Origin of the sequence: Vibrio sp. Isolate24, assembly GCF_022398215.1 — a bacterium.
GTDB classification, from domain to species: Bacteria; Pseudomonadota; Gammaproteobacteria; order Enterobacterales; family Vibrionaceae; genus Vibrio; species Vibrio coralliilyticus_A.
In genome coordinates, this window is record NZ_JAKEUU010000001.1 from 1,721,223 (window position 1) to 1,736,232 (window position 15,010).

A 15,010-nucleotide genomic window follows, 5' to 3' on the forward strand; every position below is an offset into this window, starting at 1 on the left:
TCAACGAAAAATCCCCTGTCACACGAGGCATGACAGGGGATTTTTATCTATTGTGCGTTTCGACTTAAGCTGCTTCTTCTGCTAGCTCTGATTGAGCTGATTTTCCAATGAAAAACATGCAGATCATGGCAGCAATGGTTGGCAGCAACCAACCCATGCCAATATCGAACAGCGGTAACATACTTAGCGCAGACACATCCACACCCGCGACTTTTGCTGCATCAATCAGAGCAAACAGCAGTGACACAAGGATAACGACACGGTAAGCCACTTGTGGGTTTGGTAGCATCTTGCGAATAAACGTCAGTGCGACCAAAGCGATAGCCACTGGGTATAGTGCAAATAGCACAGGAACAGACAAGGCAATCAGTTGGGAAAGACCAACATTGGCAACGACTGCACACGCCACACCGTTAACCACAACCCAAGCTTTGTAAGACACTGGAGTCAGCGAGCTAAAGTAATCAGAACACGCTGAGATAATACCGATAGCCGTCGTTAAACACGCAAGAAGCACAATCACTGACAATACAATTTGACCATACGGGCCAAACAGAGATTGAACGTACACGCTAAGAATCACACCGCCATTGTCTGCACCAGCAGCCACAGCCGCACTGGTTGCACCTAGGTAGAATAAAGATACGTATACGAAAGCCAGACCCGCAGCAGCAACACATGCGGCTCTGATCAGGTATTTGGCGGTCGCTTTTTGATCAGAAATCCCTTTTTGACGAAGTGCATCGACGATAAGCCCGCCAAACATCAGCGAGGCGAAGGTATCCATGGTGTTGTAACCTTCAAGGAAACCTTTTTGCAGTGGGTGCGTAAGGTATTCACCTTGCGCTGCGATCATTTCTCCTTGAGGGTCGATAAACACAGCGACAGCAAGCACAATTAGGCCTAGGAAAAGTACTGGTGTCAGTATTTTTCCAATCACATCAATCAGCTTGCCTTGAGACCAAGCAAAAGACATCGCAACCACAAAGAATAGGATGGAAAAAACCGTCAGATGAAGTTGTGCGGCATCAGCAAAAAATGGCTTCACCGCCATTTCATAAGCCACCAAACCGGTACGTGGCGCGGCAAATGCAGGACCGATAATGATAAAAATCAGTACCGCTATGGTCATTGCTACACGCTTAGGTAAATCTTTGGTGAGATGATCCCAAGATCCCCCTGCAACGGCGATAGCAACGATCGTAATAAGAGGAAGACCTACCGCAGTGAGAAGAAAACCAGTCATCGCAGGAACAAGGTTTTCACCTGCAAGTTGTCCTGCCAGTGGCGGGAAGATAATGTTACCCGCACCTAAGAAGAAGGCGAAAAGCATAAAGCCTACCGCGATAATATCTGTTAATTTTAAAGTCTGATTCACAAGAGACCCTTTAACTTTTTGATTGATGTTGTGCATGCTGAGTAGTCCGTGATGGCTACCCAATCTATAAATTTGGAGGCGAATAATGACGAAACACACACTCATCCGCAACCCTAGGGCCAAAAACGCCATATAAATTTATACTTTCAACTCACAACCAGTTATATCGACCATTAAAATAAGAAATATTAGTTTAATATATGGATCAATAAATAAAACAAATGCAACAATAATAGAACAAAAGACCATACAAATATCCAACAATAGACTGAATCACTCAATTGTTCACCACGCACAGAATAAAATGAAAAACACAAAAACCAAGACGAAAGACTTTTCATTCAAGCAGTTTAAAATTTCTGGTGGTTACTCAGGCATGCCAGTCAGCACTGATGGCGTGTTACTCGGAGCTTGGTGCGATATTAAACAGGCGAATACCATTTTAGATATTGGAACAGGCACAGGCTTACTAGCCTTAATGTGCGCGCAAAGAAATATATCCGCTACTATTGATGCTATCGATATTGACCAACATGCCTTACAAGCTGCTGAAGACAATTTCACCTCTTCTCCTTGGTCTTCCCGACTAACATTACTGGAAGGCAACGTGCTCAACTTTCCATTCGGAACAAGCTATGACGCTATTGTATGTAACCCTCCATATTTCAATTCAGGGGAGCATGCCCAAAATCAGCAACGAGCGACCGCAAGGCATACCTTAACCTTGAGCCACGAAGCGTTACTTCAGCAATGCCAAAAGTTACTGAACGCTGACGGCCGAGCTTGGTTTGTACTTCCTGAAACGGAAGGGAGGCTTTTTATCTCCTTAGCGGAAACACTTAGTTGGCACCTAGCTAGTTTATGTGAGGTACACACCACAGAGAAGAAACCCGTTAGCCGGTTGCTGATTGAGCTTAGCCAACACCCATCAAATACGAAGGTAGAAACACTGATAATTCAAGATGATAATGGCTACAGCGACGAGTTTATCGCATTGACGAAAGCGTTTTATTTGAAGATGTAGAAATTAAGGTGTGATCCTTATCACCGAACCCTCTATAATACGTTCCCTTAAATTTATCGTTCTCACTTACCAGCTTGTGGAGACACCAGAGTGATCAGAAATTTTGCTGAACTAGAGCTAGATAACAACTTGCTCGTTGCAATCGAAGAAATGGGTTATACCCGCCCAACCCAGATCCAGGCTGAAGCCATTCCACAAGCTTTGGACGGCAGAGACATTCTCGCTTCGGCGCCGACTGGCACAGGTAAAACGGCCGCTTTTGTCTTGCCCGCTTTGCAATATTTGCAAGACTTCCCTCGTCGTAAGCCGGGGCCTGCTCGTGTGCTGATCCTGACTCCGACTCGCGAATTAGCTATGCAAGTCGCTGACCAAGCTCGTGAGCTCGCCAAACACACCAGCCTAAACATTTTCACCATCACAGGTGGAGTACAGTATCAGGAACACGCTGATATTCTCTCCAAAACCCAAGATATCGTGGTTGCGACCCCAGGACGCTTGATGGAATACATCGAAGCAGAACGTTTCGACTGCCGAGCAATCGAATGGTTGATCCTAGATGAAGCGGATCGCATGCTCGACATGGGCTTTGGCCCGACCGTTGATCGTCTTTCTTCTGAATGTCGCTGGCGAAAACAAACCTTACTTTTCTCTGCGACACTTGAAGGGAAAGGCGTAGAAGGTTTTACCGCTGATCTACTCAAAGAGCCCGCAGAGATAGATGCCGAACCTTCTCGTCGCGAGCGTAAAAAGATTGCTCAGTGGTATCACCGTGCCGATGATATGTCGCATAAACTGGAGCTACTGAAAAAAATCATCAATGACCAAGCAGAGCGTTCTATTGTCTTCCTTAAAACTCGGGAACGATTAGCCGAGCTACGCGTAGAGTTGGAAAAAGCCCAAATTCCATGTGCCTGGATTCAAGGTGAAATGCCACAGGATCGTCGTAACAACGCCATTGCACGATTCCGCGATGGCTCAGTCAATGTGCTTCTTGCCACTGATGTGGCGGCGCGAGGCATTGATCTGCCAGATGTCAGCCATGTTATCAACTACGACATGCCACGAAGCGCTGATGTTTATCTTCACCGCATCGGCCGAACTGCTCGTGCTGGTAAGAAAGGCAATGCGATCTCACTCGTCGAGGCCCACGACCAACCCATGATGGATCGCGTGGCTCGCTACGTAAAAGAAGAGATCAAAGAGCGCTTCATTAAAGAGCTTCGCCCTAAGCACAAGAAACCTACATTCAAGAAAAAGAAAAAAGACGACAAGAAAGCGTCCACCGCGAAAGGCAAAAAGAAAGTCGCAAAGAAGAAAAAGTAGCGACAAGCTAACAACACTAAAGGGTTGATGTGAGAGCATCAGCCCTTTTATTTTCGATCGGTTAAAAGCGCATCCTCATTGCTAAAAACAAAAATACCGCCTTTAAACAGAGGCGGTATTGAGTAATCAGATCTGCCAAGTCCTTTGGCGCTAGCTAAGATGAGGTTACGCAGTCAACACCGCTATCGCGTCAAAGGTGACGAAGATCAGTGTTCGCGAGTCGCTCGGAACTCAACATCTGGGAAACGCTCTTTCGCCAGATTTAAGTTGACCATTGTTGGCGCGATGTACGTCAGGTTATCGCCCCCATCCAGTGCTAGATTGGCTTGGTTCTTACGCTGGAACTCATCTAACTTCTTGCCATCTTCACACTCGACCCAACGAGCAGTTGCAACGTTAACACTTTCGTAAATCGCTTCTACGTTGTACTCCGCTTTTAAACGCGCAACAACGACGTCAAACTGAAGCACACCGACTGCACCTACGATAAGATCATTATTTTGTAGCGGACGGAACACTTGCACCGCCCCCTCTTCAGATAACTGTACCAAACCTTTTAGCAACTGCTTCTGCTTCAATGGATCTCTAAGACGAATACGACGGAATAGCTCAGGGGCAAAGTTAGGAATGCCGGAGAATTTGAGCGCTTCACCTTGAGTGAAAGTATCGCCAATCTGGATGGTACCGTGGTTATGCAGACCAATAATATCACCCGCATAAGCATTTTCAGCACGAGAGCGATCACCGGCCATAAAGGTAACCGCATCAGAAATATTGATTTGCTTACCAAGGCGCACATGATTCATCTTCATACCCTGTGTATAGGTACCAGAAACAATACGCATGAAAGCAATACGGTCACGGTGTTTTGGATCCATGTTGGCCTGAATCTTAAATACAAAGCCAGAGAATTTTTCTTCATTCGCTTCGACTTGACGCTCATTCGCCTGGCGAGGCATCGGCGCTGGCGCCCACTCCGTCAAGCCATCCAGCATATGGTCAACCCCAAAGTTACCCAGTGCCGTACCAAAGTATATCGGCGTAAGCTCACCCGCAAGGAACAACTCCTGATCAAACTCAGGGCATGCACCAATCACAAGCTCAAGCTCTTCACGTAGCTGATCCGCTAACTCAGCACCGACCGCCTCATCAAGTTCAGGGTTATCTAAGCCTTTTACAACCAGTTTCTCCTGAATGGTGTGGCCTTGGCCTGTCGAGTAGAGAATCGTTTCATCACGATGAATGTGGTACACACCTTTAAACTCTTTACCACAACCAATAGGCCAAGTAATCGGTGCACAGGAAATATTTAACTCACTTTCGACTTCGTCCAGTAGCTCCATGGGATCACGGATATCACGGTCAAGTTTGTTCATGAACGTTACAATCGGTGTGTCACGCAGACGGGTCACTTCCATTAACTTGCGAGTACGATCCTCAACACCTTTCGCTGCGTCGATCACCATCAAGCAGGAGTCAACCGCCGTTAAAGTACGGTAAGTATCTTCTGAGAAATCCTCGTGTCCCGGTGTATCCAATAGATTGACTAGGCATTCGTTGTATGGGAACTGCATCACTGAGGTGGTGACCGAGATACCACGCTCTTTTTCCATTTCCATCCAGTCAGATTTCGCGTGCTGAGCAGAGCCACGGCCTTTTACTGTACCTGCCGTTTGAATTGCGCGTCCGAAAAGTAATACTTTTTCAGTAATGGTGGTCTTACCCGCATCCGGGTGCGAGATGATAGCGAACGTTCTGCGCTTGGAAACTTCGCCGATAAATGCTGTATTTGACATCAAAAGATCTTCTTCATCTGAACGCCAGTGTATCGTCAAGATAACCATGACTGATAAGCTGGCAGATTGATTCGGTTTTGCGCGGTATTCTCGCTTATATTGCCTTTAGGAGCAACAAAGGCGAATAAAAGCCTAACAATTCACATCTAAGTAAGATACAAATTAAAATATCAATAAATTTAGGCTATAACTAAAGGAGTAGAGGGAACTATATAAAATTATGCCTACGAGCAAGAAAATAAACTCATTAGCATTCCGGCAAGCGAAAACGGTTTTTTTAGTATCCGTGATATTAGGGATCATTTTCAGCTTATATCAAATTTTGGTGGACCTTCATCAGGAACAAAAGCGGATTGAAGCACACTACCAATTTAAGCTATTACAGAATTATTCCAATGCCAGCCAGGCTGCATATCACTTAAATCAGCTTTTAGCCGAACAAGTAGCATCGAGCTTGATGATGGACAGTGCTATCTATAAAGTCTCCATTGTTGATGACTTTGGCGACACTTTGACCGAACGGGAAAGGGGAGTATCGCTTGAAAACTCATTTACCGAAGCGCTTTCTCATTATTTGACACCAACAACCCCCGTTTACAAAACTGAGCTACACCAGCCAAATTCCCACGTGGTGGTCGGCACATTGAGTTTCTCTGTGAATGGCGCCAATATTGCCAAAGACTTTATTGCCAAAACCAGCCAAATTCTTCTCTTTGACTTATTCAGGAACATTCTGCTAACAACCATTTTGCTGCTGTTCTTCTACCAGAAGCTTTCCAAACCTCTGGTCACCTTGATCGATTGGGTACGCTCACTTCAAGACAAAAACGCAGAAGTTCCCATGCCGAATTTGTATCGTGATGATGAACTCGGACACTTGGCGAAAACGTTCCACAATCTGTGGAAAGACAGAGAAGCGGCAGAAGCTAAGCTGAACCAATTGGCTTATTATGATTCGTTAACTGGGTTGGCCAACCGGAGTTTATTGCTACAAATGCTGGAAGAGGCGATCGAACATGCCAAGCAAACAAATACTTCCGGTGTCTTGTTTTATCTTGATTTAGACCGCTTTAAAACCATTAATGATTCGTTAGGCCACACTATCGGTGACCACCTTATCAAAGCGATCTCAAAACGTATCGAAGCTTGGCTAATTGATGACTATACCGCAGCCCGTATCGGAGGCGATGAGTTTGCTATTCTCATGCCCTCAATTCACCCAGATAAAGCGCATGAAACAGCTCAACAGCTGCTGGCATTGATTTCTAATCCCTATTCCATTGACGATCACCTACTCTATTGCACAACCAGTGTCGGTATTTCTGTATTTCCTTCTGTCAGCACCACCAACATTGATGTGCTACGTCAGGCTGATACCGCGTTATACCGAGCCAAAGTTGCCGGAAGAAACAAGTACATGTTTTATGAGCCAGAGATGCAGGCTCAGGTGGAATCTTTCTTAGAAATAGAAAAAGGTCTCCATGAAGCGCTTAACAAAGGTCAGTTAGAGCTTTACTACCAGCCTCAGGTGAATGGCGAACAACAAATCATTGGGGTCGAAGCATTGATCCGTTGGAACCACCCAGAGAAAGGCGTATTGCCTCCTGGGGTATTTATGCCAATCGCTGAAGAAACCGGACAGATCTTACAAATCGGTAACTGGATTATTGAACAAGCGTGTTATCAATACTCACGCTGGCGTAAACAAGGAGTCCTGCCAGAGACTTTCCGTCGTCTTGCTATCAATATCAGCCCACTGCAATTCTCGCAGAACAGTTTTGTCGAACACATACATGATGTGCTTGCCCAAGCTGATATTGATGGAGAACATATAGAACTGGAAATTACCGAGAACCTTTTGCTTGAAAACGTCGAAAGTGCGATTCAGAAGATGAGTAAGCTTAAGCAACACAATCTCAAAATTTCCATCGACGACTTCGGTACGGGCTACTCTTCATTGAGATACCTAAAGCATCTTGCAGTTGATGTACTAAAAATAGATCGCTCATTTGTTACTCAGTTGCACATGGATGAAAGTGATCAAGCTATTGTCGACACCATCATCATGACAGCGCAGAGACTCAACCTTGAAGTCATCGCAGAAGGGGTTGAGGATGCCGACGAGCTGAATACCCTCAAACAACTCGGTTGTGATCAATTCCAGGGGTACTTATTCGACAAGCCTCTTCCTGCCTCAGAATTGATTTCACGATTTGAAGCAAACTTCTATCCGGTTGAAGGCTCTCCAACCATCAAAGCGGTACAGAAATAATCTAAAAGAAGATGTAGCTCATTATAATGGCATCTTCTTTTCCGGTCGTCGTTGGGTAGTAATTAACGCGGCGATCAACCTCATTAAAACCTACCGCCTCGTACAAATTAGCCGCGCGTGTATTGCTTTCCCTTACTTCTAACCAAGCGCTTTCAGCATTGAGCTGTTCACACATAGTTAGGAAAGACTCGATAAGTTGTTTACCGTAGCCTTTTCCTTGTTGAGTAGGATCAACAGCAATGTTGAGAAGCGTAACCTCACCAACAATGTTCTGAGCATAAAAATAGCCAACAACCGTATTGTCATCCAATAGCACATGATGACACGCACCTCTGCTTGTCACATCGCGAATCATCGCTTCTGACCAAGGGTGACTATGTGCTTGGGTTTCTATTGAGTACACCGAATCGAGGTGAGCCTCAGCTAAAGGAAGTAGGGTCATATTATTTTAAAGCTTGGATTTGTTGCCAGAGCACGCGTTTATGTTGCTGATTGCCATCAATTTCATTTAGGCATGGAGATCGCAGCGTCCTCTGCCCCAACTCCAACTGAGCTTCACAACCAGCAAACCAGATCCAATCAACCTGAGAATTCTCCAGTAAAGCCAGATGCTCTGGGGCTAAATAGAGAGATTGCTCTAACGTCAAATTGATGGTTTTTAAAATATTCTCAAACAAGGTTACGGTAGAGCCTAACGGCTGTTGAGGTGATACTAAGAGCATTTTGCAATCATCAGGTAAAGCAATACCTTCAACACTGTAGCCTTGCAACCTTTCCGGGTGAGCCAGTTGATAGGCTTGAATCCCCATTTCGTGTAAGTATGTAAGCTCTTGAGTCGTCATAATTGGCAAATCGCTAGAATAAAAAACGGTGCAATGCTATCACAAGCAGGCACCGCTATTATACGACTAAACGAAATGAAAAGCCTTAGAAGCTAGCTTTCACCGCCTCTGCAATTTTTAGTGCTGATGATTTCACTAATTCAGCGTCTTCACCTTCCACCATGACTCGGATAAGCGGCTCAGTGCCTGATTTACGTAACAGCACTCGACCTTTATCACCGAGCTCTGTTTCAACTTCAACAACAGACGCTTTCACCGCTTCCGCTTCAAGAGGATTAGAATCACCAGAAAAACGGACATTTTCCAGTACTTGAGGGTATAAGGTCATACCTTGAGAAAGTTCATGCAGGGACATGTCACTACCAACAACTGAAGCAAGTACTTGCAACGCAGCGACAATAGCATCTCCCGTTGTCACTTTATCAAGTAAAATCACGTGGCCCGAATTTTCCGCCCCGATCTTCCAGCCTTTCTCAAGCAATTGCTCCATAACATAGCGGTCACCGACTGCAGCACGAACAAAGGGAATACCCAGTTGTTTGAGGCCATTTTCCATGCCTAGGTTTGTCATCAGAGTCCCGACAACCCCGCCTTTTAATTCTCCACGGCGCAGCGCATCACGAGCGATAATATAGGCAATCTGGTCACCATCTACCTTATTACCTAGATGATCAACCATAATAATGCGATCACCATCGCCATCGAATGCTAAGCCTAGGTGAGCCTGTTCTTCCACAACTCTTTTCTGTAAAGCTTTAACGTCCGTTGCACCGACTTCGTGGTTAATATTCGTACCATCAGGCTCAATGCCCATAGCAATAACATCGGCGCCTAACTCACTAAAGACGGCTGGTGCAATATGGTAAGTTGCGCCATGCGCACAATCCACGACAATTTTTAACCCAGCAAGGCTCAGCTCGGAAGGATAAGTGCTTTTACAGAATTCGATATAACGCCCAGCCGCGTCATTCAAACGGCTTGCTTTGCCCAGCAAAGATGACTCAACACATTCAATATCTTTGTCCAGCTCAGCTTCAATCGCTAACTCAATATCATCAGGTAGCTTAGTCCCTTCCGAAGAGAAGAATTTAATACCATTATCATAATAAGGGTTATGAGAAGCCGAAATCACAATACCCGCTTCAGCACGAAATGTTTGAGTTAGGTAAGCAACTGCTGGGGTCGGCATTGGCCCTGTAAACGTGGCCTTTAGGCCTGCAGCCGCAAGGCCTGCTTCAAGTGCTGATTCCAGCATATAACCTGAAATACGCGTATCTTTACCAATAATGACTTTCTTTGTGCCCTGCTTTGCTAGAACACGCCCCGCAGCCCAACCAAGTTTAAGGACAAAATCAGGAGTAATGGGGTACTGCCCCACTTTTCCACGTACACCATCAGTCCCAAAATATCGTCTTTTATCAGACATATTTATTCCTTTTTATCATCTTTTTCTCAGTGGTTTTTTCGTACCATTGAGACTATTTTCATCGCATCAAGCGTTTGTTCAAAATCGTGAACTCGGATGATTTGAGCCCCTTTCATCGCCGCGATTGTAGCGCATGCTACGCTAGCTGACACGCACTCCGTGGGTGCTTTGTCGAGCAGCTTGAAGATCATAGATTTTCTCGACATTCCCGCTAGTATTGGCAAGCCAAATTGATGAAGTTCTTCTAGATGAGACAGCATCTGATAGTTGTGCTCTAGTGTTTTTCCAAAACCAAACCCGGGATCGAGTATGAGCTGTTCTCGTGCGATACCTACCTCTTCACACGCCTTAATACGCTCGTGAAGAAACTTTTCCACTTCTTTGAGCAGATCATCATAATGTGGATTGGCTTGCATAGTGCGAGGTTGGCCTTGCATATGCATGAGGCAAACCGGTAATCCAGTCGCGGCTGCGACTTCAAGCGCATTAGGTTCTTGAAGTGCTCGCACATCATTAATGATGTCAGCTCCGGCTTCAGCCGCTTGCCTCATCACTTCAGCTTTGCTGGTATCAATTGAGATCCACACATCAGAGAATGTACGAATCGCTTTAATCACAGGAATAGTTCGCTGTAATTCTTCTTCTAAATCAACATCAGGAGCTCCTGGACGAGTCGACTCGCCACCGATATCAATAATGGTGATGCCGGCATCAATCATACGTCGAGCTTGATTAAGTGCATCGTCTAATGCTTGAAACTGACCGCCATCAGAAAAAGAATCCGGCGTTACATTTAATATCCCCATCACTTGGGGTTCAGATAAATCGAGAGTTTTATTGTTTGCTTTTAATATCATAAATACAAAAACCCCGAGTTTCCTCGGGGTTTCTCTTAATCAAATACACTATTCTGAGTCTTTCTTCTCAGTCGCTTCTGCTGAAGTGTTCTCTTGTGAAGCAGTTGGCTCTTCGTCTTTTGCTTCACTTGGTGACTCTTTCTCTTCTACCTTATTCTCAGGCTTGGATTCTGGCTTATTGCCACTATTATCACTCCAACCTGCAGGCTCACGAATTTCAGCTTTACGCTCCATCAGATCATCAATTTGACCCGCATCGATGGTTTCGTATTTCATTAATGCATCCTTCATTGCATGCATAATGTCCATGTTTTCTTCAAGAATTTTCTTAGCACGTTCGTAGTTGCGATCAATGATACTACGCACTTCGTCGTCAATGAGCTTAGCCGTATCATCTGACATGTGCTTCGTTTGCGTTACGCTACGACCAAGAAAAACTTCGCCTTCATCTTCTGCGTAAAGTAACGGACCTAACTTTTCAGAGAAGCCCCATTGAGTCACCATCTTACGCGCAATATCGGTTGCACGTTCGATATCGTTAGAAGCACCAGTCGATACTTTGTCCGCGCCGTAGATAAGCTCTTCAGCAAGACGGCCGCCGTATAGGCTGGAAACCATTGACTCTAAGTGCTGGCGAGACATGCTCACTCGGTCTTGCTCAGGCAAGTACATCGTCACACCTAACGCACGACCACGTGGAATGATAGAAACCTTATAAACTGGATCATGTTCAGGAACCAAACGACCAACAATCGCGTGACCCGCTTCATGGTAAGCCGTAGACTCTTTCGTCTCTTCCGACATCACCATAGAACGGCGCTCAGCACCCATCATGATCTTGTCTTTGGCCAATTCAAACTCAACCATAGAAACGTTGCGCTTGTTACCACGCGCTGCAAACAAGGCTGCTTCGTTAACTAGGTTAGCCAGATCAGCACCCGAGAAGCCTGGTGTACCACGAGCGATAAGAGATGGCTCTACATCACCAGCTAGTGGTACTTTACGCATGTGAACTTTAAGAATCTGTTCACGACCACGAACGTCTGGTAGACCAACAACCACTTGACGGTCAAAACGACCAGGACGAAGTAGAGCAGGGTCAAGAACGTCTGGACGGTTGGTTGCAGCGATAACAATAATACCTTCGTTACCTTCAAAACCATCCATTTCAACCAGCATTTGGTTTAATGTTTGCTCACGTTCATCGTGACCGCCACCCACGCCGGCGCCACGCTGACGACCAACTGCATCAATCTCGTCAATAAAGATGATACAAGGTGCTGCTTTTTTCGCTTGTTCGAACATGTCACGTACACGAGATGCACCAACACCAACGAACATTTCCACAAAGTCAGAACCAGAAATGGTAAAGAATGGTACTTTCGCTTCACCGGCAATCGCTTTAGCCAAAAGCGTCTTACCTGTACCTGGAGGACCAACCATCAAAACACCAGTTGGGATCTTACCGCCCAACTTCTGGAAGCGGCTTGGATCACGCAGGTAATCTACCAGCTCTTTAACGTCTTCTTTCGCTTCATCACAACCAGCAACATCGCCGAATGTGGTTTTGATTTGCTCTTCGCTCATCATACGAGCTTTGCTCTTACCGAAAGACATGGCACCTTTACCGCCACCGCCTTGCATTTGACGCATGAAGAAAATCCATACACCAATCAGTAAAATCATTGGGAACCAAGAAATAAAGATCGTGCCAAGTAAGCTCTGCTCTTCTGGAGGAGTACCTTGCACTTTCACATTCTGGTTAATCAGGTCATCCAGCAATTTCTGGTCATAGACCGGCATGTAAGTAACATAACGCGAGCCACCGCCACGACGAGTGAAAGTGATTTCCTCGCCTTTAAATGTTGCTTCCTGAATCTGGCCTTGGCCAACTTCCTGTACAAACGTGGTGTAATCAACCGCTCTGCCGTTACTTTCCCCAGGGCCAAAGCTCTGGAAAACCGACATCAAGACTACGGCGATCACAAGCCACAGAATTAAATTTTTTGCCATGTCACTCAAGGTGTCAGCCTCGCGATAACTAATTGTAATTAAAGGTAGGGTACTACAGTTTGTTGACTGTAGCTACAGTGTTAACTGCTGCTCTGTAGAGCAAATAGTTAACCTTTGTAACCAGTGGCTACAATAAACACTTCTCGGGAGCGAGCCCTTGAAGAATCAGGTTTACGGATTTTCACGACTTTGAACATTTCACGAACGTCTTTAACGTATTGATCGAAGCCTTCACCCTGAAATACTTTCACAACAAAACTACCATTGGGCGCAAGAACTTGTCGACACATATCTAACGCTAATTCGACCAAATACATAGCTCGTGGCTGATCCACCGAATTATTCCCAGCAATGTTTGGCGCCATATCTGACATCACAACATTGACCATAGAAGGTTGGATTCTATCCAGTAACGCTTCTAATACAGCATCTTCACGGAAGTCTCCCTGTAAAAAGCTCACTCCAGCAATAGGATCCATTGGAAGTAAATCACACGCGATGATTTTACCTTCATCACCTACTATCTTAGCAGCATATTGAGACCAACCACCGGGAGCCGCACCTAAATCGACGACAGTCATCCCAGATTTGAGTATTTTGTCTTTGTTTTGAATCTCTTCCATCTTGAAATAGGCTCGTGAACGGTAGCCTTTTTTACGCGCTTCATTCGCGAATTTATCATCAAAATGTTCTTTCAACCAACGGCCAGAGCTTGCCGAATGTTTCTGTTTACTCATTCGATTCCTAACTAATAGAGGGACCAACTTACCCAATAAATTATAGTCTTCAAGGGTAGATGGCGTTAAAATGGTATTTTTCAACCCTTATAGTAAAGAAAATTGGCCGCGTAATGAACCTAAGCACCAAACAAAAGCAGCATCTAAAAGGCCTAGCGCACAGTCTAAAACCTGTTGTGCTTATGGGCGCAAATGGACTCACTGAGGCTGTTCTAGCGGAAATCGAAATTGCTCTTAATCACCATGAGTTGATTAAAGTAAAAGTAGCCTCTGAAGATCGCGAAACGAAAAACCTGATTATTGAAGCTATCGTTCGTGAAACTGGCGCAGAAAAAGTACAAGTCATCGGTAAGACACTGGTTCTGTATCGTCAGACTGAAGATCGTAAAATCGAATTACCACGTAAATAAAGTGGATTGAGATTTTAACGGTATAAAAAAGGTCGCACTCAGCGACCTTTTTAGTTTCAGGTGAAAAGAGTTTTACACATACTCAACACTGTCGATTTCGAAATCACGATCACCACCTGGTGTAGAAATCACAACTTCATCGCCTTCCATCTTGCCAATTAAACCACGGGCGATTGGTGAGCTCACAGAAATACGACCTGCTTTAATATCTGCTTCGTCGTCACCGACAATCTGGTACGTTTTCTCTTCTTCAGTGTCACAGTCAATAAGTGTCACTGTCGAACCAAAGATAACCTTGCCTGAGTTATCCATTTTAGTGACGTCAATAACCTGAGCTACCGATAGCTTGTATTCGATGTCACGGATTTGTGCTTCGCAGATCCCCTGCTCTTCACGGGCTGCATGGTACTCCGCATTTTCTTTCAGGTCACCGAGTTCACGCGCTTCTGCAATAGCTTCAGAAATCTGTGGACGAAGCTTTAGTAGTCGGTCTAATTCTTCGCGCAGCTTTTGTTCACCGCGCACTGTCATTGGGACTTTTTCCATTGTTTACCTCATTGCCAAAGCTATCTTTGGACAAAACAAAACTACCTAATCCTGTGGATTAGGTAGTGGGTTAACTAATCAATTTCCTTTAGTGTAAACAAAGTTAACGACTAAATCATCTGAATTCAATACTCATAACTTTTACGTCTTCAATATGATAATTCAATCAGCTAAATAGCTCCGCAAAATTCTTTTTATAGTTCAACTATTGAATAAAAAAATCTAAATAACAGATATATAAAGAAGCGATAAGAAACCAAAAATAATAATTAGAATACAATAACTTGAGCATTTTTTACATTAAATAAAACACTGTTCATTAGCCCAATTTATATCATTTTACTAACTCATCAAGGAACTTTGACGGTACAACAATGCACACCAAA

13 protein-coding genes are annotated in these 15,010 nt (G+C 44.8%); 4 read left to right on the forward strand and 9 right to left on the reverse strand.

Annotation, left to right across the window (positions count from 1 at the left end; all coding sequences use genetic code 11):
* Positions 1–64: 64 nt before the first annotated feature.
* On the reverse strand, positions 65–1,378 hold the full coding sequence (gene brnQ, locus L1D23_RS07635) for a branched-chain amino acid transport system II carrier protein (RefSeq protein ID WP_239865181.1): 1,314 nt from the start codon (positions 1,376–1,378) through the stop codon (positions 65–67).
* Positions 1,379–1,682: 304 nt separating this feature from the next.
* Between brnQ and L1D23_RS07640 the strand changes: the two genes are divergently transcribed.
* Together L1D23_RS07640 and srmB are read left to right on the forward strand one after the other, a co-directional pair.
* Positions 1,683–2,402 carry a methyltransferase gene (locus L1D23_RS07640; protein WP_239865182.1) on the forward strand — a complete coding sequence of 240 codons (720 nt, stop codon included), beginning with the start codon at positions 1,683–1,685 and terminating at the stop codon, positions 2,400–2,402.
* 90 nt (positions 2,403–2,492) lie between these two features.
* The gene (gene srmB / locus L1D23_RS07645) at positions 2,493–3,725 is read left to right on the forward strand and encodes an ATP-dependent RNA helicase SrmB (protein WP_239837760.1); all 1,233 of its coding nucleotides are present in this window, start codon (positions 2,493–2,495) and stop codon (positions 3,723–3,725) included.
* A gap of 206 nt (positions 3,726–3,931) precedes the next feature.
* Here the strand turns inward: srmB and prfC are convergent, their stop codons facing one another.
* Positions 3,932–5,521: a peptide chain release factor 3 gene (gene prfC / locus L1D23_RS07650; RefSeq protein WP_239865184.1), complete on the reverse strand. Its 1,590-nt coding sequence runs from the start codon at positions 5,519–5,521 to the stop codon at positions 3,932–3,934.
* Between the two features lie 220 nt (positions 5,522–5,741).
* Between prfC and L1D23_RS07655 the strand changes: the two genes are divergently transcribed.
* Positions 5,742–7,793 (forward strand): EAL domain-containing protein, encoded by a 2,052-nt coding sequence (locus L1D23_RS07655; RefSeq protein ID WP_239865186.1) that lies wholly within the window; start codon positions 5,742–5,744, stop codon positions 7,791–7,793.
* 1 nt (position 7,794) lies between these two features.
* Here L1D23_RS07655 and rimI read toward each other — a convergent pair whose 3' ends face one another.
* The 6 genes from rimI to rlmE form a co-directional block, all read right to left on the reverse strand.
* Entirely contained in the window at positions 7,795–8,235 is a 441-nt protein-coding gene (gene rimI, locus L1D23_RS07660; protein WP_239865189.1) for a ribosomal protein S18-alanine N-acetyltransferase, read from the reverse strand.
* Position 8,236: 1 nt separating this feature from the next.
* Positions 8,237–8,635, reverse strand: a complete 399-nt coding sequence (locus L1D23_RS07665; RefSeq protein ID WP_239865191.1) for a DNA polymerase III subunit psi — start codon at positions 8,633–8,635, stop codon at positions 8,237–8,239.
* Between the two features lie 85 nt (positions 8,636–8,720).
* On the reverse strand, positions 8,721–10,061 hold the full coding sequence (glmM, locus tag L1D23_RS07670; protein ID WP_239865192.1) for a phosphoglucosamine mutase: 1,341 nt from the start codon (positions 10,059–10,061) through the stop codon (positions 8,721–8,723).
* Positions 10,062–10,087: 26 nt separating this feature from the next.
* Complete coding sequence (gene folP, locus L1D23_RS07675; protein WP_239865194.1) at positions 10,088–10,918, reverse strand: dihydropteroate synthase; 831 nt, start codon at positions 10,916–10,918, stop codon at positions 10,088–10,090.
* A gap of 48 nt (positions 10,919–10,966) precedes the next feature.
* Positions 10,967–12,931 (reverse strand): ATP-dependent zinc metalloprotease FtsH, encoded by a 1,965-nt coding sequence (gene ftsH, locus L1D23_RS07680; RefSeq protein ID WP_239837767.1) that lies wholly within the window; start codon positions 12,929–12,931, stop codon positions 10,967–10,969.
* Positions 12,932–13,038: 107 nt separating this feature from the next.
* A complete protein-coding gene (gene rlmE / locus L1D23_RS07685; protein ID WP_239837768.1) occupies positions 13,039–13,668 on the reverse strand; it encodes a 23S rRNA (uridine(2552)-2'-O)-methyltransferase RlmE in 630 nt (209 codons plus the stop codon).
* A 113-nt stretch (positions 13,669–13,781) separates the two neighbouring features.
* Between rlmE and yhbY the strand changes: the two genes are divergently transcribed.
* Positions 13,782–14,078 (forward strand): ribosome assembly RNA-binding protein YhbY, encoded by a 297-nt coding sequence (yhbY, locus tag L1D23_RS07690; protein WP_239837769.1) that lies wholly within the window; start codon positions 13,782–13,784, stop codon positions 14,076–14,078.
* A gap of 72 nt (positions 14,079–14,150) precedes the next feature.
* Here the strand turns inward: yhbY and greA are convergent, their stop codons facing one another.
* Positions 14,151–14,624 carry a transcription elongation factor GreA gene (gene greA / locus L1D23_RS07695; RefSeq protein ID WP_239837770.1) on the reverse strand — a complete coding sequence of 158 codons (474 nt, stop codon included), beginning with the start codon at positions 14,622–14,624 and terminating at the stop codon, positions 14,151–14,153.
* Between the last annotated feature and the right edge of the window lie 386 nt (positions 14,625–15,010).

Excerpts from the sequence above, each read along its gene's own strand:
- L1D23_RS07640 (WP_239865182.1), top strand. The coding sequence starts at position 1,683 with ATGAAAAACACAAAAACCAAGACGAAAGACTTTTCATTCAAGCAGTTT.
- prfC (WP_239865184.1), bottom strand. The coding sequence starts at position 5,521 with ATGTCAAATACAGCATTTATCGGCGAAGTTTCCAAGCGCAGAACGTTC.
- L1D23_RS07655 (WP_239865186.1), top strand. The coding sequence starts at position 5,742 with ATGCCTACGAGCAAGAAAATAAACTCATTAGCATTCCGGCAAGCGAAA.
- rimI (WP_239865189.1), bottom strand. The coding sequence starts at position 8,235 with ATGACCCTACTTCCTTTAGCTGAGGCTCACCTCGATTCGGTGTACTCA.
- L1D23_RS07665 (WP_239865191.1), bottom strand. The coding sequence starts at position 8,635 with ATGACGACTCAAGAGCTTACATACTTACACGAAATGGGGATTCAAGCC.
- glmM (WP_239865192.1), bottom strand. The coding sequence starts at position 10,061 with ATGTCTGATAAAAGACGATATTTTGGGACTGATGGTGTACGTGGAAAA.
- folP (WP_239865194.1), bottom strand. The coding sequence starts at position 10,918 with ATGATATTAAAAGCAAACAATAAAACTCTCGATTTATCTGAACCCCAA.
- ftsH (WP_239837767.1), bottom strand. The coding sequence starts at position 12,931 with ATGGCAAAAAATTTAATTCTGTGGCTTGTGATCGCCGTAGTCTTGATG.
- rlmE (WP_239837768.1), bottom strand. The coding sequence starts at position 13,668 with ATGAGTAAACAGAAACATTCGGCAAGCTCTGGCCGTTGGTTGAAAGAA.
- yhbY (WP_239837769.1), top strand. The coding sequence starts at position 13,782 with ATGAACCTAAGCACCAAACAAAAGCAGCATCTAAAAGGCCTAGCGCAC.
- greA (WP_239837770.1), bottom strand. The coding sequence starts at position 14,624 with ATGGAAAAAGTCCCAATGACAGTGCGCGGTGAACAAAAGCTGCGCGAA.